The organism is Tenacibaculum litopenaei (assembly GCF_964514025.1).
Taxonomy (GTDB): Bacteria; Bacteroidota; Bacteroidia; order Flavobacteriales; family Flavobacteriaceae; genus Polaribacter; species Polaribacter litopenaei.
In genome coordinates, this window is sequence record NZ_CAZEQT010000001.1 from 62,704 (window position 1) to 81,132 (window position 18,429).

Below are 18,429 nucleotides of genomic sequence, written 5' to 3' on the forward strand. Positions count from 1 at the left end.
CTGGGGCTTTTTTTATTCTTGATAGATTTTTACAGTAAGCACTCCTCGGTCATTTACAGAAGCTCTATACATACCTGCTGTATTGAATTCCCAAGAGATATTTCCCAGACGGTCAATAGCGATGATCCCACCGGTACCTCCTGCTGCAGTTAGTTTTCGTTGGATGACATCGTGGGTAGCGTCTTGTAAGCTTGCCTTTTTATAATCCATTTGAGCCGCGATATCGTAAGCGACTACTCCCCTTATAAAGTATTCACCCCATCCTGTTGATGAAACGCCACAAGTGCTATTATTTGCGTAGGTTCCTGCTCCGATAATCGGTGAGTCTCCTATCCTATTCCATCGCTTGTTGGTCATTCCTCCTGTGGAAGTTCCAGCGGTAATATTGCCTTGCTTGTCGAGAGCGACACAACCTACAGTTCCGTATTTGCTGTTTTTTATATAAGGATCGTGCATGGCTGTTTTAGCATCGTGGTCTAATTGAGCCTTGTTTTTTGCTTTAATTCGAAGCAGTGACTGATGGCGTTTTTCGGTGTAAAAATAGCTAGGGTCGACGATGTCGAGTCCTGCCTGAGCCGCAAAGGTATCAGCTCCATTACCTGAAAGTAATACGTGATTTGATTGATTCATCACTGCAATGGCGGCAGAAATAGGGTTCTTTACTTTGGTTACCCCAGCAACAGCTCCGGCCTTTCCAGTGGCTCCCTCCATAATAGAAGCGTCCATTTCATTGGTTTCTGCATGGGTAAAAACAGCACCTTTACCGGCGTTAAACAACGGTGAGTTTTCCAAGATGTGGATGCTTCGTTCAACGGCCTCTGTACTGCTTCCACCATTTTTGAGAATTTCGTAACCCGTTTGAGCTGCTTCCGTGAGTTTGGCCTTGTAGGCAGACTCCAGTGCTGGGCTCATGTTTTTTTTCAAGATAGTACCGGCACCTCCGTGGATGACGATGGCAAATTTATTGGTAGGGTTTTCTGTGGAACTCGTATTTTTTTTAGGTGTTTTGCATTGGGTAAATACCAAAGCGATACTCGCGATGAAACTAAGTGTTTTCATAGTAAAGTTGTTAATTGTTTGATTCATTGATGCTTGAAGCCGTTGGTAAGTTGCAACAACTACGTGAGGAAATATTAATATTTACACAGAATGTTTTAAAATTAAACAAAATTCTTTTAAATGTTAATTATTATAAACTTATTTTATTTGTAGTTTTGTTACCCTAAAAGTACGATTATAATTAAATTAAGAAATACCATGACTAATTTTGGAATAGCAGAGGCTTTAAAAGACTTAGGGCTTCAAGAAATCAACGAAGGGACTTCTACTGGTGCCGTTAACTTTTCAAATGGAGAAATCATCGAATCGTATTCTCCGGTAGATGGTAAGTTAATTGGAAAGGTAAAAGGATCGACTAAAGAAGATTACGAGAAAGTAATGGAAGCTGCAACGGGAGCTTTTAAAACTTTCAGATTGATGCCTGCTCCACAAAGAGGAGAGATTGTTCGTCAGTTTGGTGAAAAGTTACGCGAGAAGAAAGAATCGCTAGGAAAATTAGTTTCTTACGAAATGGGTAAATCTTACCAAGAAGGATTGGGAGAGGTACAAGAGATGATTGATATTTGTGATTTCGCTGTAGGATTATCACGTCAATTACACGGTTTAACGATGCACTCTGAACGTCCTGGACACAGAATGTACGAGCAATATCACCCATTAGGAGTGGTAGGAATTATCTCGGCATTTAACTTCCCAGTTGCTGTGTGGGCATGGAATACTGCTTTGGCTTGGATTTGTGGAGATGTTTGTGTGTGGAAGCCATCAGAAAAGACACCGTTGTGTGGAGTTGCCTGTCAAAACATTATTGCTGAGGTATTAAAAGAAAATAACTTGCCAGAAGGAATCTCTTGTTTAGTGAACGGAGATTACCAAGTAGGTGAGTACTTATCTAAAGACACGCGTATTCCTTTAGTATCTGCTACAGGGTCAACACGTATGGGGAAAATCGTTGCTAAAGAAGTAGCTGGTCGCCTTGGAAAGTCTTTATTAGAGTTAGGAGGAAACAATGCAATTATTGTAACTCCAGATGCGGATATTAAAATGACAGTTATCGGAGCGGTATTTGGAGCGGTAGGAACTGCTGGACAACGCTGTACGTCTACACGTCGTTTAATTATCCACGAATCAATGTACGAAACGGTGAAAACCGCTTTAGTTGATGCTTACAAGCAGTTGCGTATTGGAAACCCATTAGATGAAAATAACCACGTGGGGCCGTTAATCGATACGGATGCAGTAGGAATGTACAAAAATGCACTTGAAAAAGTAGTTGCAGAAGGAGGTAACATCTTAGTAGAAGGTGGTGTTTTAGAAGGTGAAGGATACGAAAGTGGATGTTATGTAAAGCCTGCTATCGCTGAAGCTTCTAACGACTTTGAAATTGTACAACACGAAACTTTTGCTCCAGTATTGTATTTATTGAAGTACGAAGGAGATGTAGAAAATGCTCTTGCAATTCAAAATGGAGTGGCACAAGGGTTGTCATCTGCTATCATGACCAATAACTTACGCGAAGCAGAACGTTTCTTATCACACGCAGGTTCTGACTGTGGAATTGCCAATGTTAACATCGGTACTTCAGGAGCAGAAATCGGAGGAGCTTTTGGTGGAGAGAAAGAAACTGGTGGTGGACGTGAGTCTGGATCAGATGCTTGGAAAGTGTATATGCGTCGTCAAACAAATACGATTAACTACACTACAGATTTACCGTTAGCACAAGGAATTAAATTCGATTTATAGTAGAATTTTAATCATATAAAAAAAGCCTCGTTGAAAATCAACGAGGCTTTTTTTATGTGTTACGTTCGCAACTTAGCGCATGCGAACAGGAGTATTTTCTTTGATGTTTGAAATCTTGTAGTAGCGGAGCTTTCCGTTAACTTCATAACTCAGTACAGCTTCATTTTGTTGCAATTCAAAAGGAAATTTTTCTGCTTTCTTAGCGGTCGTATTACCGTATTCCTTTTTGACGTCTTTTTGAAGTTCTAAATCGTAGCGTTCAGCATTGTCTTCTTCTTTAAAGCGCGCAACGATATACGGATTGTCGAGCTTTTGCTCAATGATAGCCGTTGTTTTTTTACCTCTAAAATAAAGGTGTTTAACCGTTGGTTTGGTCGCTGCAGTGTATTGTAGATATACGTCTAAACTCGAGACTCCTGGAACTCCACCAGTAATGTGAGTCATTTTGGCACTCAGTATTTTAAAAGGTGGGGTTTGGTCAAATTTGGTGCTGCCACATTGGATAAATCCTAAACTTAGGAACAACAAGCTGAAGAGTTTCATTAATTTCATGAGATATTGTTTATATTTTAGCTTTTCAAGTAGTGTGCCAAAATACTAATTTATTAGCGATTATAAAATGTTGAATTTCAGTTACTGGGAGTTGAAAGAGTGGTTTTCAAATGTCGATATTACCATTGTAGGCAGTGGAATTGTCGGTTTGTCAACGGCCTTACAGCTCAAAAAGAAATATCCTACAGCCAAAATACTCGTTTTGGAGAAAGGAATGTTGCCACAAGGAGCAAGTACTAAAAATGCGGGATTTGCCTGTTTTGGAAGTTTGTCAGAACTCATTGATGATTTACAGAGTCACCGCGAAGCTGAAGTTCTTGATTTAGTGGCCAAGCGTTGGGAAGGTTTAAAAGAACTTCGGAGTACCGTTGGAGATCTAAAATTAGATTTTCAACAAAAGAAAGGATTTGAGCTGTTTTTAGATAAAAAGCTATACAATACTTGCGTTCTAGAAAAAGAACGCGTAAATGAGCTCTTATTGCCTTTATTTAAACAACCAGTGTTTACCGAAATGACGAATGTATTTGAGTTCGAGAATATACACCCGTCGTATATCGTTAATAATTTTGAAGGGCAAATAGATACGGGTAGTATGATGGCTTCTTTATTAGCACTGGTACAGCATCGAGGAATTCGCGTACTGAACAGTTGTGAAGTAACCGAATATCAAAGTGATGCTGATGGGGTACGCGTATCTTTGGGAAGTTTTGAATTTCGCACGGCAAAATTGTGCATTACGACCAATGGCTTTGCCAGACAACTGCTGTCGGCTGATGTTAAGCCAGCACGAGCTCAGGTATTGATTACAGAACCGATACCAGACTTACACATTGAAGGGACCTTTCACTTAGACAAAGGGTACTATTACTTTAGAAATATCGATGGTAGAATTTTGTTTGGAGGCGGACGAAATTTGGATTTCAAAGCAGAAGAGACCGCTGAATTCGGGCAAACTCAATTGGTGCAAAACAAGTTAGAAGAATTGCTACGAACCGTGATATTACCCGGGAAGAAGGTTAAAATAGCGCAGCGTTGGAGTGGAATTATGGGCGTAGGTGAACAAAAGAAAGCGATCGTTAAATCTCTGGACGCTCATGTATACTGTGGTGTCCGCTTAGGAGGAATGGGGGTGGCCATAGGTAGTTTAATAGGAAAAGAACTGGCTGAAATAGTGTAGTGTATGGAAGCGATTAAACGACAATTAAAAGAAGCTTGTGAGCGCTTTGTGAACAAGCGTTTGGAAACGGTTAGCAAGGTCATGTCGTCAGGAAGAGATTCGTTGAATTCTGAAACCAAGAGCTCTGCCGGTGACAAACACGAAACAGGAAGGGCCATGATTCAATTGGAAATGGAAAAAGCAGGACAGCAACTACAAAATATCCAAGCCATGCAAACGACTTTGAATAAAATCGGACTAGACAGCTCTGACGTCGCTCGTCTAGGAAGTCTGGTACATACCAATAAAGGACAGTATTACCTGAGTATTTCTGCTGGAAGCTTGCACATAGCGGACCAAAATTATTTTGCGGTTTCGCTGTCTTCTCCAATAGGAAAGTTGTTATTGGGTAAAAGAGCTGGAGACACCGAGATTTTAAACGGCATGAGCATCAAAATAACCGCGGTATTTTAATTTTGTGGTAGGGAATAGTACAACGAGGTTGTTATATAACTGATGAATGTCAAAAATCGGTTGTTTATAATTTAGACGGTTTCACGAGTGAGTTTTTTATTAAATTCCAGTGAAACTGTTCTTTTTTTAGGGATAGGCCTTGGGTGATTCACAAAAATATGCGTTTCGTTGAATTCGATCTCTAGCAACCAAGTACTACCTCTGAAGTAACTAGTAACTACAGTACCGCGATATTCACTGTGATCGACAATGCTAATTTGATGTGGGTACCAAAATGTGGTAGTACCGTTAAATTGGATTTCATTGACATCGTCAAAGAGCGCTGCGGTATAGCGGTTTTTAGGATGGTTGTACAGTGCTGTGGGGCTGTCGAAATCCAAACATTGCTGGTCTTTGATAATCAGTAGTTTGTCGGCAAAAGACAATGCGTCGTTTCCGTCGTGTGTCGCAACGATACAACTGATGTTCTTCTCCTTTAAATACTGAAACAGCTTTCTGCGCAGCGAATTTTTCTTAAAATTATCGATTTGGCTAAAAGGTTCATCGAGTAAAAGTAATTCAGGTTCCTTGGCCAAAGCACGTGCAATGGCAACGCGCTGTTGTTGTCCCCCGCTCAAGTTTTTTACCTTAACGTCTGAAAAGGCTGTCATTTCAATGACTTCCAAGAGTTCTTTGGTTCGTTTTTGAGCTTTTTCAGGATAAAAACGAGATAAGTATTTCGAGATGTTTTCAGCGACACTAGTGAATGGCATCAAATCAAAATCCTGTGCGACGTATTTAAAAAAATCCATACCAGGGACTAAGTAGTGCTCTGGTCCGAGAACTTCTGTTTCTTTCCAAAAGATATGTCCGGATTTCAGGTCGAGTAAGCCGTAAATGAGTTTGAGTAGGGTTGATTTTCCACACCCACTTTCGCCCATGACACACAAGTGCTCTCCAGGGGCTAAATCAAAGCTGATGGAATGTAAGGTAGCTGTTTTATCAGGATAGGTAAACCGTATGTCTTGTACTTGAAGCATGCTTGCAAAAATACGATAATTAACGAGCTTTTGTACTTTAGAATACACGGTAAATAACCATAAAAAAAACTGGCACAAGGCCAGTTTTTAAAATTCAGTCGTATTCAAATTACCAGATTCGAACGCGATCTTCTGGTTTTAAATACATGTTGTCTCCTTCCTTAACATCGAATGCTTCGTAAAAAGCGTCTACGTTTTTTAAAGGCATATATGCGCGATACATACCAGGTGCGTGGGTATCGGTCATAATTCTATTTTTAAGAGCTTCATCTCTCATCTTAGTTCTCCAAATGGTTCCCCAAGAAAGGAAGAAACGTTGCTCAGGTGTAAATCCATCAATGTTTTCAGGACGTCCATTTTTAGCTAAAAAGATCTGTAATCCTTCATAAGCTGCCTGAACACCTCCTAAATCACCGATGTTTTCACCAAGTGTATACTCACCATTTAAGTGCATGCTGTCAATAGCGACAATAGTACTAAACTGATCGATCAAGCGTTTTCCTGCAACTTTAAACTTCTCAGAATCTTCTTCTGTCCACCAGTTTTTGAGGTTTCCATCACCGTCAAAACGCGCACCAGAATCGTCGAAGCTATGAGAAATTTCATGCCCGATAACAGCACCAATTCCACCGTAGTTTACAGCATCATCAGCTTTGTAATTGTAGAATGGAGGTTGTAAGATAGCTGCTGGGAATACGATTTCATTGTTCACCGGATTGAAATACGCATTTACAGTTTGCGGAGACATCCCCCACTCTGTCTTATCTACTTCTTTACCTAATTTCTCCAAAGTCTTCATAAAGTTCCACTGACGAATTTGAAGGGCGTTGTCAAAGTAGTTTCCTCCTTTTTCGGTTCCTTTTACTTGCAATGCCGAATAATCTTTCCACTTGTCCGGATAGGCTATTTTAACAGTTAACTTATGAAGTTTATCTAAGGCTTTTTTCTTAGTTTCTTCACTCATCCAAGGCAATTGATTGATGCGCTTTTCAAATCCAAGCATTACATTATCAATCATTTCACGTGCTTTTTTCTTCGCTTCAGGCGGAAACTTTTTTTCTACGTATAACTTACCTAAAGCTTCTCCGATAGCACGGTTTAAGCTGTTTAAAGCTCGCTCATTTCGAGGGCGTTGCTTCTCAGCACCACGCATTTCTTTACTGTAGAATTCCCAACTGGCTTTGTCTAAATCTGTAGTTAACAAACCGAGCGAACCATTGATAGCATTCCAGCGCAGTAAGAGTTTGATATCGTCGATAGAACGAGTTTTTAAAAGACTACTCATGGCTTTAAAGTATCCAGGATCCGTAACAATTATTTTATCGATATCAGTTACGCCAATTCCTTTGAAGTAAGCATCCCAATTAACAGCTGGAGCCAAATTTGTCAATTCAGCAATTGTCATTGGATTGTATATTTTACGAGTATCTCTGCGCATCTCTTTGCTCATCATAGGCTCCGCCAAGCTCTTTTCAAAGCTGATGATCGCAGCAGCATTTTTCTGTGCTGTAGCAGTGTCGTCTCCAAATTTCTCGAGAATTTTGGCAACGAAGAGTTCGTACTTTGCTAATTTCTCTTTAACCTTTGCATCAACGTAGTAATCACGAGAGAGTCCAAGACCGTCAGAACCTAAGTATCCAGCATTGATGGAACTGTTTTTTAAGTCGTTAAAAACACTGAATCCATAAAAACCACCACCTCCATATGGAGCCATATTGATTAAGTACTGTTGAACGTCATCCAGGTTTTTAATTTCGGAAATACGCTTTAAAAAAGGTTCAATTGGGGCTATTCCAGCTTGATTTCTAGCTACGGTATCCATAATGGTCTGGTAGTAGTTTACAGCTTTCTGCTGATCAGAATCAATTTCGTTTCCGTTGGCATCTTTTACCTTTGGAAAATTTCCCTGTTCAATAGCCTCTTCCAAAATGGCTAAGACATCGGCATCGGTCTTTTTAACCAACTCTCCAAAACCTCCCCAAGAAGTTCTGTCGGCAGGAATTTTCGTGTTCTCAATCCACTTACCATTGACATAAGTGAAAAAGTCATCACTGGGTTTTACAGAAGGATCCATATTGGCCAAAACGATACCCTGAGCTTTTGCTTCAGGCTTCGCTTCTTTGTTTTCAGTCTTACATGCAATGGCAAGGGATGCCAAGGCAGAAGTAAAAACAACTTTATGTAATGTTCTCATTGTGCTAATATATTTGATTATGATTTGATTTTCGCCGTGCTTGGGTTCGGCAATGCTTTGAATCCCATGTTATAAAGGGTAAATCCAAAGATGTCAGCGTACTGTTCTATAGTCTTTGCAACTGGGGTTCCAGCACCGTGTCCGGCATTGGTTTCAATTCTGATTAACACAGGATTGTTCCCTTTTTGATGTGCTTGTAGTTCTGCAGCAAACTTGAAACTGTGAGCAGGGACTACGCGATCGTCATGATCTCCGGTAGTTACCAAAGTTGCCGGATAGGCCACTCCGTCTTTTACATTGTGTACTGGAGAATACGCTTTTAAGTACTCAAACATTTCTTTACTTTGTTCAGATGTACCGTAGTCGTAAGCCCAACCAGCTCCCGCTGTAAAGGTGTGGTAACGCAACATGTCTAGTACCCCAACTGCAGGAAGTGCTACTTTCATTAATTCAGGACGTTGTGTCATGGTAGCTCCCACTAACAAACCTCCATTTGATCCTCCTCGGATAGCTAAGAAATCAGAAGAAGTATATTTTTCAGCGATTAAGTATTCAGCTGCAGCGATAAAATCGTCAAATACGTTTTGCTTTTTCATTTGAGTTCCTGCATCGTGCCACTTTTTACCGTATTCTCCTCCTCCTCTTAAATTCGGAACAGCATACACACCACCTTGCTCCATCCAAACGGCATTTCCTATGCTAAAACTCGGAGTTAAGCTTACGTTAAATCCTCCGTATCCATATAAAATAGTAGGGTTCTTTCCGTTGAGTTCGATACCTTTTTTATAGGTGATAATCATTGGAACTTTGGTACCGTCTTTTGAAGTATAGAATACTTGCTTGCTCTCGTAATCGTCCGAATTAAACGAAATATTCGGCGTCCAATATACTTGGTAGTCTCCTGTTTTTGGATCAAATTTATACGATGATGAAGGAGTGTTGTAGTTTGTGAATGAGAAATATAATTCTTTGGCGGTTGTTTTACCTCCAAATCCTCCAGCAGATCCTACACCTGGTAGTTTAACCTCACGAATTAAGGTTCCGTCAAAATCGTATTGCATTACTTTTGATACTGCATCAACCATGTACTCTGCGAAAAAGTATCCCGCTCCTGTTGATGGTGAAAGTACGTTTTCTGTCTCTGCAATAAAATCTACCCACTGATCAGGAGTAGGATTTGCAGCATCCACAGTTACCACCTTTTTATTCGGTGCATTTAAGTTGGTTACCAAGTATAGTTTGCTTCCTCTGTTGTCAATTACATAGGTATCGCTGTCAAAATTATCCACGATACTTACGAGTTTGGCTTTCGGATCGTTTAAATCTTTGATAAATAGTTTGTTTCCAGAGGTAGAGGTAGATGCTGAAATCAATAAATAGCGATCGTCTTCAGTCAAATAACCTCCTACATAGCGGTGTTTCTCTTCTGGAGTAGCTCCAAAAATTACCTTGTCTTCTGATTGTGGAGTACCTAATTTATGGAAGTACAATTTGTGTTGATCTGTCTTGGCCGACAATTCGCTACCCTTTGGCTTGTCGTAACTAGAATAGAAAAATCCTTCATTACCTTTCCAAGAAATTCCTGAAAACTTAACGTCAACGAGCGTATCTTCTTTAATTTCTTTCGTCTCCGCATCCATGATAATTACTTTTCTCCAATCACTTCCTCCTTCTGAAATTGAATAGGCTACTGTTTTACCATCTTTGGTAAAGCTCACAGATCCTAAAGAGGTCGTACCGTCTTTTGAAAAACCATTAGGATCTAAAAAGACCTCTTCTTTTCCTTCTTTATCTTTTCGGTAAATAACGTATTGGTTTTGCAACCCGTCATTTTTATAATAATAAGTATAGTCTCCTTCGATAAATGGCGTCCCTACTTTTTCGTAGTTCCAAAGTGCTGACAATCGCTCTTTGAGTTGTTCGCGGTAAGGAATTTTCTTTAAATAATCGAAGGTTACTGCATTTTCAGCTTTTACCCAAGCTTCAGTTTCAGGACTTCTGTCATCTTCTAACCATCTGTAATTATCGGTCACCTTAGTTTCAAAATAGGTGTCAACAACTGGTTTTTTAGTGGTTTCCGGGTATTTCACGGCAATATCTTGTTTTGAAGTTGATGAATTGGTGTTATCACATGCGACCAATAGTGCGCCCGCTGCCATAACAGGGAAGAGTAGTTTTTTCATGGTATGAAATAGTTAGATAATTCTCTCAAAGTTAGATGAAATAAATCCGGAAATGTTACATTTTAAGAGGATTTTAACATATGATAACATTCCAGTAAACGAAGGAAGCTCCTTTTTTAGTAGTGAAACGAGCGAGAATTTTTTTAGAACAAACAGCGAGAGAAGCTGTACTGTGTTTAAAATCAGGCCACTCTCCTGGATTTGGAAAGTGGCGCTAATATTTTGGATGCTTACATCACTTTTGATGCCAAGTATTTTTGTACTTCGTAGATATCGATGCTCTTATTAAATTTTTTACTAACCGTTGGAGTGTCGGCGCTTGACATAAAAATCTTTAATTCTGCATCGAGGTCAAAGGTACCCGCTGTTTCCAATGAAAAACGTGAGATACTCTTGTAAGGAAGTGATAAGTACTCAACTTTACTTCCCGAAAGTCCTTGAACATCTACTAAAATTAAGCGCTTATTGGTAAACATAAAGGTATCTCTTACCAATTTGAATCCCAATTCAATTTCCTCGTTGGCCAATAGCAATCGCGCGTATTTTTCGTTGAGTTTTTCTGAATTTACTTCGCTGGCGTTGCCTAGCAATTTGTTAAATAATCCCATGAGTTTAGAGTTATATAATTAATGTTGATTTGTCATTATTATAAGTAGCTGTAAAGCTTGATTTTTCGAGCTTTTTTAGGAGTAGCTCTAACTCATTAAGAGGAATTTGTACTGTACATTGAATTGACTGCTCTGCTGATGAAATGCATAAACTGCCTGTAGTATTATCTTTTGAACGTGATGTGTCGAAAGTAAAGAACACAGCGCCCCTAACGGGTAAAGTATCCATTTCTTCTGAAAACCATCCGTAGTGAGTCGTGTATGTGATGCGATCGCCGCGAAAATCAATGAGGTCTACTCCATAGGTATTCCACAGAGAAATACGAAACATATAGTAGCCCATTAAAGCTAACACCATGACAAAGGCAAACAAATAAAAAGTGGGAGCTTGCTGTTCCATAAAAGCCTTCACCAAAGCAGCTATCGGCATAAGAAAAAAGAGCAGTGCTAAAGTAAAAGTAATAACTCTGACAACAACAGGTGTTTTACCATTTTTCATGGTCAGGAGGTTTCCTTTTATTTCAAATGAATTCATAGCTCAGTTAGTCAATTTTGGGATTAAAGATACGAGATTTTTTGAAAGATGAAAAAGAAAAAGCTAGGTCTTCAACCTAGCCTTGTTCTTGTTTTTTCATCGTACACTTAAAGGTACCCTGCTTAAAAGTGAGCTGATTGTTTTTTGTGTCAAATACGAAATGGATGGGATTTGCATGTATTTGATCCAATACAAACTCGTGAGCTCCTTTATAACGCAACGGATCTTTAAAGTCACTGAGATGAAGGTATAGGATTCCGTTTTTTGCAGAGAATTCCGGTTGGTGTTTAGGGTCTGTAGGGTCTTGATAACGGCCGGTATACTGCAAGAGTTGTTGCTGAGAAATTTGTAATTGGGGTCGATTAAAAAATTCGCTAGTGAGTTCTTGAAGGAACTGATCGAAATTATTAGCAGTACCGTTTGAGCAAACACTCAGGGCTATCTTTTGCTTTGGAAAATAGAGAGCCGCAGTTTTAAACCCGTCAATACTTCCCATATGTCCCCAAGCCTTCTGATCGTTAAAAACGTATTCTTTTATTCCTAGTCCAAATTGTTGCCTAGCAGAAAGCATGAGTGCTAGGGTGTTTTGCTGGAGGAGTTTTCCCTCAAAAAGAGCTGATAAAAACCGATTGAGATCGCTCGGGTTGGAACACAGTGAGCCGCTACCCAAAGGAATAGACAGATGGGTAGGTGGAAATAGAGTCCAATGGCTAGTATAGGTATACGAGTTAGGTTGAGCAGCGGCTGTTATGGTTGTACCTTCATAGGTATGCCTGAGTTTTAAGGGAGTAATAATTTCAGATTTGATGAGTGCTGCGTAGGGCTGCTGATACAGTTTTTCTAAAATGAGTGCTAACAAAAAATAGTTAGAATTACTGTACTCAGTGCTGTGCCCTGGTGTGAAATCTAAGGGGAAATTGCTGATTTTTCCCAACAGCATTTGCTGGGTTTGTGCAGTTTCTCGGTAGGAAAAGAAGGATGAATCTGCTGTGAAATTGTGAATTCCACTTTGGTGTTGTAATAACATTTTCACCTGGATGTCTTTCCAATGCCTGTTTTCTGGGAAGAACGCTGTTAGAGGAGTTTCCAAAGTGAGCATTTTTTTCTCATAGGCTTTCAATAAGAGCACCGCGGTAAACATTTTTGAAACGGAGCCGATTTTAAAGGTGGAGGAATTGCCTATCGGGACCCCTCGGGTCAGCTGCTCAAAACCTTGGTGTTTTGTGAAGCGAACTCGGGTTTGATCCGCAATTTCAACAGATCCCATAAAATGAGTTTCTGGAGGGTACTTCTTAAAAGTACGAGCGAACGATTGAACTTCAGTTGGTTTGGTTTTATTAGTATGTTTCGGTTGGCAAGCCACTGCAAAGAGCAGTAGGCATACCGTGTAAACAGTGTACCTTTTCATACTGATAAATTAATGTATTAGTTCGGCTAAGTTAAAAATATATACCTTGTTATGCAAGGTACTATATGTTTTTTATGTCAATATTTCAGTTTAAGGGAGCGGTATGGTTCTTGAAGGACAACAATATATAGGAGCATTAGGAGTTTTAGTTAGTAGCTTTTGCTATACAAAGGTTAATAAAGTTCCAGGGCTGTAATGATTGGGTTATACTACGACTAATCAAGCCCAAATGTAGTGTAATTAAGAAATTCAGGATAATACGAATAAAGAAATGACAGAAAATTTAACCAAAGCAACTTTTTTAGAAAAGGTGTTTAATTATGAAAAGAATAAGGAATGGACTTTTGAGGGGTCGGTTCCTGCCATTATTGATTTTTACGCAGATTGGTGTGGTCCATGTAAGATGATTGCTCCTGTATTGGAGGAATTGAGCGAAGAGTACGGTGATAAGCTAAAAATTTACAAAGTAGATACGGAAGCAGAACAGGAATTATCGGCTGCTTTTGGAATTCGAAGCATTCCATCCATGTTGTTTTGTCCTATGGGCGAGGAACCGCAAATGGCACACGGAGCACTGCCGAAAAAGCAGCTAGAGCAAATTATAAAAGACGTGCTCAAAACAGAAAAATAAACGGATAAAAGTGAGGTAATTTTACCTCACTTTTTTTTTAAAATGCCGTTCAATACAAACTCAGTGATTATCACTGCGGAGCGAAAAAAAGTAATTTTAAACAGTTGTTTTTTAGTTGTTTATGTAAATCTTTTTTTTAGTGAAAAATTGCTTAAAAAGCTCATTTGTTAAAAACTTCAAGGGATTTGTGAATAAGTATAACTTTCAATTTGAATCAAAAATTCCAATCTTTGTTTATCCCTTAACAACTCGAAAAAATAACAGAAAATATTAGTTTAAAAAATGGCTGGCATCGAACCAATTTTACAAGAAAACAAAGACAGATTTGTAATTTTTCCAATCCAACACAACGATTTGTGGGAATGGTATAAAAAGCAACAGGCTTGTTTTTGGACTGCGGAAGAAATTGACTTACATTCTGATCTCAATGATTGGAATCACAAGTTATCTGACGACGAGCGCTATTTTATTAAACACGTATTGGCTTTTTTCGCTGCATCGGATGGTATCGTAAATGAAAATTTAGCGGAGAACTTCGTAAATGAGGTTCAGTATTCTGAAGCAAAGTTCTTTTATGGGTTTCAAATCATGATGGAGAATATTCATTCTGAAACGTATTCATTATTGATCGATACTTATATTAAGGACGAAGAAGAAAAGAACAGGTTATTTAAAGCGATAGAGGTATTCCCAGCAATTAAGAAAAAGGCTGATTGGGCACTCAAGTGGATTGATTCTGATTCATTTGCTGAGCGTTTAATCGCTTTTGCTGCGGTTGAAGGAATATTCTTCTCTGGTTCTTTCTGTTCAATTTTCTGGCTAAAGAAAAGAGGTTTATTACCGGGGCTAACCTTCTCAAATGAGTTGATTTCAAGAGATGAAGGTATGCACTGTGACTTCGCTGTTCACTTACACAACAACCACCTAGTCAACAAAGTTCCTAAAGAACGAATTAAAGAAATTATCGTGTCAGCTCTTGATATAGAACGCGAATTTATTACGGAGTCATTGCCTGTAAGCTTGATAGGAATGAATGCCAAATTAATGACGCAGTACCTAGAGTATGTGACCGATAGACTACTACTCGAATTCGGATGCGAAAAAGTCTACGAGTCTTCCAATCCGTTTGACTTTATGGAGATGATCTCTCTAGAAGGAAAAACTAATTTCTTCGAAAAGAGAGTCTCTGAGTACCAAAAAGCTGGTGTAAAATCAGGAGGTACTGGAAGTATCAGTTTTGATGCTGACTTCTAAAAAAGGAATTGAATACTGCTATCCCCTACATGCGGTAATGTAAGTATAAAAGCTTTGAGCTTTTCATACGTTATCTAGTTTTCATTGTGGAAACCATTTTTAATCATTTAAAAAAGGTTGCTGAAGTTCTTGTGGACTCTTGGCAACAGCTAAATTAACCTAAAACGACCTATTAAGAGTATGTATGTAGTAAAAAGAGACGGTAGAAAAGAGCCTGTAATGTTCGATAAAATCACTGAGCGCGTGCGCAAAATGTGTTATGGTTTGAATAAGATTGTTGATCCTGTTAAAGTAGCCATGCGTGTTATTGAAGGATTGTATGATGGAGTTACTACTTCTGAATTGGATAACTTAGCCGCAGAAATTGCTGCAACCATGACCACTGCACATCCAGATTATGCGAAATTAGCAGCTCGAATCGCAGTGTCTAACTTACATAAAAACACTAAAAAATCATTCTCAGAGACCATGAAGGACCTCTACGTGTACGTAAACCCTCGTACTGGTAATAAGGCACCTCTTTTGGCCGATGATGTCTATGAAATCATTGAGAAAAATGCGGATAAATTAGATTCTACCATCATCTACAGCCGCGATTTTAACTATGATTATTTTGGTTTTAAAACTTTAGAAAGATCGTACTTACTCAAGTTAAATGGACTTATAGCGGAACGTCCACAGCATATGTTAATGCGTGTGTCTATCGGTATTCACAAAAATGATATCGATGAGGCTATCGCAACTTATGAATTGATGAGTAAAAAGTACTTTACCCACGCAACTCCTACCCTGTTTAATTCAGGAACACCTAAACCACAAATGTCTTCTTGTTTCTTATTACAAATGCAAGATGACAGTATTGATGGAATTTACGATACTCTAAAACAAACGGCTAAAATTTCTCAGTCGGCCGGAGGTATTGGGTTATCTATTCACAATATCCGTGCTACAGGTTCTTATATCAGTGGAACCAACGGTACTTCAAACGGAATTGTACCGATGTTACGTGTATTTAACGATACCGCGCGTTACGTGGATCAAGGAGGAGGAAAACGCAAAGGATCTTTTGCCATGTATTTAGAGCCTTGGCATGCCGATATCTTTGATTTCCTAGATCTTAAAAAGAACCACGGTAAAGAAGAAATGCGTGCCCGTGACTTGTTTTACGCAATGTGGATTTCTGATTTATTTATGAAGCGCGTACAAGAAGATGCGGATTGGACGTTGATGTGTCCGCACGAGTGCCCGCATTTATACGATACGTATGGTGAGGAATTTGAGCGTTTGTATACGAGCTATGAGGCAGCAGGAAAAGGTAGAAAAACCATCAAAGCACGAGAGCTTTGGGAGAAAATATTAGAGTCTCAAATTGAAACGGGAACGCCTTATATGTTGTATAAGGATGCGGCAAATCGCAAGTCGAATCAAAAGAACTTAGGAACTATTCGTTCGTCGAATTTGTGTACCGAGATTATGGAGTATACTGCTGAAGATGAGGTAGCAGTATGTAACTTAGCGTCTATTGCCATTCCGATGTTTATCGCACAAGATGAAAACGGAAATAAGTTTTTTGATCACCAGCAATTATTTGAGGTGACGAAAAAAGTTATCCGTAACTTAGATACGGTAATTGATCGTAACTACTACCCTGTTAAAGAAGCTGAAAACTCAAACTTCCGTCACCGCCCAGTAGGATTGGGAATTCAAGGATTGGCCGATGCTTTTATTACGCTGCGCATGCCGTTCACAAGTGACGAAGCTAAAAAGTTGAATCAGGAAATTTTTGAAACCTTGTATTTCGCTGCAGTAACCTCATCAATGGAGGTAGCAAAAGCAAAAGGACCGTATTCTACTTTTAAAGGATCACCGATGTCTGAAGGAGAATTCCAATACAATATGTGGGGAGTTCAAGATGACGAGTTAAGTGGTCGTTGGGATTGGAAATCACTGCGTAAAGAAGTGATGGAGCACGGGGTGAGAAACTCGTTGTTATTAGCACCTATGCCAACAGCATCTACATCGCAAATTTTAGGAAATAATGAAGCTTTTGAGCCTTATACTTCTAATATTTATACGCGTCGTGTACTTTCTGGAGAGTTTATTGTCGTAAATAAACACTTGTTGGAAGACTTGGTAGAGTTGGATTTATGGGACAACAATATGAAGGAGAGTATTATGCGTGCAAACGGTTCGATTCAGCATATCGATGCGATTCCTCAAGAACTCAAAGAGCTGTATAAAACTGTATGGGAGATGAGTATGAAGGATATTATCGATATGGCACGACATAGAGGTTACTTTATCGACCAGTCGCAATCGTTAAATTTATTTATGAATGACCCTGATTACGGTAAATTGACATCGATGCACTTCTACGCTTGGAAATCTGGTTTGAAGACAGGTATGTATTACCTACGTACCAAATCGGCTGTAAATGCTAAACAATTTACACTAGATGTTGAAAAGAAAGAAGAAGAGCCAGCAATGAGCCCAGAAGAATTTAAAGCCATGGTTGAACAATCAAAGAACGCAGGTCCTGATGATTGTTTAATGTGTGGATCATAAGCTTGATTCCCTAAGAATCGACACGAAGGAGTCTTTGCCCGGATTGGGTAAAGGCTCTTTTTTTGGTGTTAATGGGGTTTTATAAAACGTTTGTGTATGGAACAAGGGATTCCTTAGAAACTGATAAAACAGGTCTTAAAATGGAGGTTTACTGGTTTGTGGCGCGAGTAGCTTGTAGACTGGGGTATTTATTTAAACAAATAACGCATGACCAATATAAAAATTCCTACGACGGTAGCTAGTGAGGAGGTGATGAGGGCAATAAGTACGGCCTCGCTCAACTCAAAATGACTCAATTTCGAAAAACCAGCTGCAATGATAATCAGCAGGACCAAACTGGTAAACGCACAGAGAAATATAAAAGTCCGAAAAGCGTATTTTTTACGCTCGTATCGGTCTTGTACGCGGTCGTATACCTCTTGTTGGGTAAGCGCGGTGTCTTTGTCTATTTTTGTGGTATCTACTGCAACTTTTTTGGAACCTTCTAGTAGTTTGTCTAGCTTGGAATTATGCACTCTCTAATTGTTTATCCAGGTTGATAATAAACTTATCGTAATACCTTTTGATAAGGTCGTTACTGATAACTCTGTTTTGATCTGGACTGTAGGTTAAACTCCAAGGAGTTCCAGGCATGTGGGTGAGATTTACCAAATCTTTGGCAGAAATATCTCTGTAGAGCTGCCAAGTGAGCAACACTATTTTTCGATCCTCTTCATTGCTTAAAGTCGGTTCTGATGAATGACTCCAGTCACTGTCAAGGATAACTGACTTACTGGTGATAGGATCAGATTTGAAATGCTTAAACTCGTGGTATACACTAGGGATAACCGGACCAAATTTCCAAGCCTCAATAGCGTCATTTCTAAAGATTGGACGTTCCAATAAAGACAGAGAAAGCCCCTGCGCTATGTACATCAATTTAATGAGTTTCATATTAGTAAGCGCAACATCACTCTCCTTAGAAAGTTTTATAAATTCATTAGCTACAGAGCTAGTACTCCCCATGTGTTTTATATTTTCGGTAATAAAGTTAAGCACAATTTTTTGGTTA

Annotated in this window: 16 protein-coding genes; 6 read left to right on the forward strand and 10 right to left on the reverse strand. The window is 39.2% G+C overall.

Annotated elements, in window-relative coordinates:
• Window positions 1-12: 12 nt before the first annotated feature.
• The gene (locus ACKTS5_RS00205; RefSeq protein WP_408041805.1) at window positions 13-1,059 is read right to left on the reverse strand and encodes an isoaspartyl peptidase/L-asparaginase family protein; all 1,047 of its coding nucleotides are present in this window, start codon (window positions 1,057-1,059) and stop codon (window positions 13-15) included.
• A 198-nt stretch (window positions 1,060-1,257) separates the two neighbouring features.
• Here ACKTS5_RS00205 and amaB point away from each other — a divergent pair, with 198 nt between their 5' ends.
• Window positions 1,258-2,799 carry an L-piperidine-6-carboxylate dehydrogenase gene (gene amaB, locus ACKTS5_RS00210; RefSeq protein WP_408041806.1) on the forward strand — a complete coding sequence of 514 codons (1,542 nt, stop codon included), beginning with the start codon at window positions 1,258-1,260 and terminating at the stop codon, window positions 2,797-2,799.
• Between the two features lie 72 nt (window positions 2,800-2,871).
• Here amaB and ACKTS5_RS00215 read toward each other — a convergent pair whose 3' ends face one another.
• The gene (locus ACKTS5_RS00215) at window positions 2,872-3,351 is read right to left on the reverse strand and encodes a hypothetical protein (RefSeq protein ID WP_408041807.1); all 480 of its coding nucleotides are present in this window, start codon (window positions 3,349-3,351) and stop codon (window positions 2,872-2,874) included.
• Window positions 3,352-3,421: 70 nt separating this feature from the next.
• On the opposite strand from ACKTS5_RS00215, the gene ACKTS5_RS00220 reads away from it, so the two are divergent.
• Window positions 3,422-4,528: an NAD(P)/FAD-dependent oxidoreductase gene (locus ACKTS5_RS00220; protein ID WP_408042287.1), complete on the forward strand. Its 1,107-nt coding sequence runs from the start codon at window positions 3,422-3,424 to the stop codon at window positions 4,526-4,528.
• A 3-nt stretch (window positions 4,529-4,531) separates the two neighbouring features.
• Window positions 4,532-4,981 carry a 3-oxoacyl-ACP synthase gene (locus ACKTS5_RS00225; RefSeq protein ID WP_408041808.1) on the forward strand — a complete coding sequence of 150 codons (450 nt, stop codon included), beginning with the start codon at window positions 4,532-4,534 and terminating at the stop codon, window positions 4,979-4,981.
• Window positions 4,982-5,052: 71 nt separating this feature from the next.
• Here ACKTS5_RS00225 and ACKTS5_RS00230 read toward each other — a convergent pair whose 3' ends face one another.
• The 6 genes from ACKTS5_RS00230 to ACKTS5_RS00255 all read right to left on the reverse strand — a co-directional run bounded on the left by ACKTS5_RS00230 (window position 5,053) and on the right by ACKTS5_RS00255 (window position 12,928).
• Window positions 5,053-6,000 carry an ABC transporter ATP-binding protein gene (locus ACKTS5_RS00230; RefSeq protein WP_408041809.1) on the reverse strand — a complete coding sequence of 316 codons (948 nt, stop codon included), beginning with the start codon at window positions 5,998-6,000 and terminating at the stop codon, window positions 5,053-5,055.
• A gap of 109 nt (window positions 6,001-6,109) precedes the next feature.
• Window positions 6,110-8,194, reverse strand: coding sequence for a M13 family metallopeptidase (locus ACKTS5_RS00235; protein ID WP_408041810.1), 2,085 nt, complete (start codon window positions 8,192-8,194; stop codon window positions 6,110-6,112).
• Window positions 8,195-8,211: 17 nt separating this feature from the next.
• On the reverse strand, window positions 8,212-10,377 hold the full coding sequence (locus tag ACKTS5_RS00240; RefSeq protein WP_408041811.1) for a prolyl oligopeptidase family serine peptidase: 2,166 nt from the start codon (window positions 10,375-10,377) through the stop codon (window positions 8,212-8,214).
• Between the two features lie 230 nt (window positions 10,378-10,607).
• Window positions 10,608-10,985 carry a PH domain-containing protein gene (locus ACKTS5_RS00245; RefSeq protein WP_408041812.1) on the reverse strand — a complete coding sequence of 126 codons (378 nt, stop codon included), beginning with the start codon at window positions 10,983-10,985 and terminating at the stop codon, window positions 10,608-10,610.
• A gap of 10 nt (window positions 10,986-10,995) precedes the next feature.
• The gene (locus ACKTS5_RS00250) at window positions 10,996-11,520 is read right to left on the reverse strand and encodes a hypothetical protein (RefSeq protein WP_408041813.1); all 525 of its coding nucleotides are present in this window, start codon (window positions 11,518-11,520) and stop codon (window positions 10,996-10,998) included.
• 76 nt (window positions 11,521-11,596) lie between these two features.
• Entirely contained in the window at window positions 11,597-12,928 is a 1,332-nt protein-coding gene (locus ACKTS5_RS00255; protein ID WP_408041814.1) for a serine hydrolase domain-containing protein, read from the reverse strand.
• A 271-nt stretch (window positions 12,929-13,199) separates the two neighbouring features.
• On the opposite strand from ACKTS5_RS00255, the gene trxA reads away from it, so the two are divergent.
• From trxA to ACKTS5_RS00270, 3 genes are all read left to right on the forward strand, one after another.
• Window positions 13,200-13,559, forward strand: coding sequence for a thioredoxin (gene trxA, locus ACKTS5_RS00260; protein WP_408041815.1), 360 nt, complete (start codon window positions 13,200-13,202; stop codon window positions 13,557-13,559).
• Window positions 13,560-13,841: 282 nt separating this feature from the next.
• Window positions 13,842-14,813, forward strand: a complete 972-nt coding sequence (locus ACKTS5_RS00265; protein WP_408041816.1) for a ribonucleotide-diphosphate reductase subunit beta — start codon at window positions 13,842-13,844, stop codon at window positions 14,811-14,813.
• 180 nt (window positions 14,814-14,993) lie between these two features.
• The gene (locus tag ACKTS5_RS00270) at window positions 14,994-17,378 is read left to right on the forward strand and encodes a ribonucleoside-diphosphate reductase subunit alpha (RefSeq protein ID WP_408041817.1); all 2,385 of its coding nucleotides are present in this window, start codon (window positions 14,994-14,996) and stop codon (window positions 17,376-17,378) included.
• Between the two features lie 188 nt (window positions 17,379-17,566).
• On the opposite strand, the gene ACKTS5_RS00275 is transcribed toward ACKTS5_RS00270, so the two are convergent.
• A complete protein-coding gene (locus ACKTS5_RS00275; RefSeq protein ID WP_408041818.1) occupies window positions 17,567-17,893 on the reverse strand; it encodes a hypothetical protein in 327 nt (108 codons plus the stop codon).
• A complete protein-coding gene (locus tag ACKTS5_RS00280) occupies window positions 17,886-18,383 on the reverse strand; it encodes a Panacea domain-containing protein (protein WP_408041819.1) in 498 nt (165 codons plus the stop codon). The genes ACKTS5_RS00275 and ACKTS5_RS00280 overlap by 8 nt, the downstream gene beginning before the upstream one ends.
• Window positions 18,384-18,429: the final 46 nt, after the last annotated feature.

Coding starts and splice junctions, on each gene's coding strand:
- ACKTS5_RS00265 (WP_408041816.1), top strand. CDS start 13,842: ATGGCTGGCATCGAACCAATTTTACAAGAAAACAAAGACAGATTTGTA.
- amaB (WP_408041806.1), top strand. CDS start 1,258: ATGACTAATTTTGGAATAGCAGAGGCTTTAAAAGACTTAGGGCTTCAA.
- ACKTS5_RS00255 (WP_408041814.1), bottom strand. CDS start 12,928: ATGAAAAGGTACACTGTTTACACGGTATGCCTACTGCTCTTTGCAGTG.
- ACKTS5_RS00235 (WP_408041810.1), bottom strand. CDS start 8,194: ATGAGAACATTACATAAAGTTGTTTTTACTTCTGCCTTGGCATCCCTT.
- ACKTS5_RS00245 (WP_408041812.1), bottom strand. CDS start 10,985: ATGGGATTATTTAACAAATTGCTAGGCAACGCCAGCGAAGTAAATTCA.
- ACKTS5_RS00225 (WP_408041808.1), top strand. CDS start 4,532: ATGGAAGCGATTAAACGACAATTAAAAGAAGCTTGTGAGCGCTTTGTG.
- ACKTS5_RS00230 (WP_408041809.1), bottom strand. CDS start 6,000: ATGCTTCAAGTACAAGACATACGGTTTACCTATCCTGATAAAACAGCT.
- trxA (WP_408041815.1), top strand. CDS start 13,200: ATGACAGAAAATTTAACCAAAGCAACTTTTTTAGAAAAGGTGTTTAAT.
- ACKTS5_RS00205 (WP_408041805.1), bottom strand. CDS start 1,059: ATGAAAACACTTAGTTTCATCGCGAGTATCGCTTTGGTATTTACCCAA.
- ACKTS5_RS00250 (WP_408041813.1), bottom strand. CDS start 11,520: ATGAATTCATTTGAAATAAAAGGAAACCTCCTGACCATGAAAAATGGT.
- ACKTS5_RS00280 (WP_408041819.1), bottom strand. CDS start 18,383: ATGGGGAGTACTAGCTCTGTAGCTAATGAATTTATAAAACTTTCTAAG.
- ACKTS5_RS00240 (WP_408041811.1), bottom strand. CDS start 10,377: ATGAAAAAACTACTCTTCCCTGTTATGGCAGCGGGCGCACTATTGGTC.
- ACKTS5_RS00270 (WP_408041817.1), top strand. CDS start 14,994: ATGTATGTAGTAAAAAGAGACGGTAGAAAAGAGCCTGTAATGTTCGAT.
- ACKTS5_RS00215 (WP_408041807.1), bottom strand. CDS start 3,351: ATGAAATTAATGAAACTCTTCAGCTTGTTGTTCCTAAGTTTAGGATTT.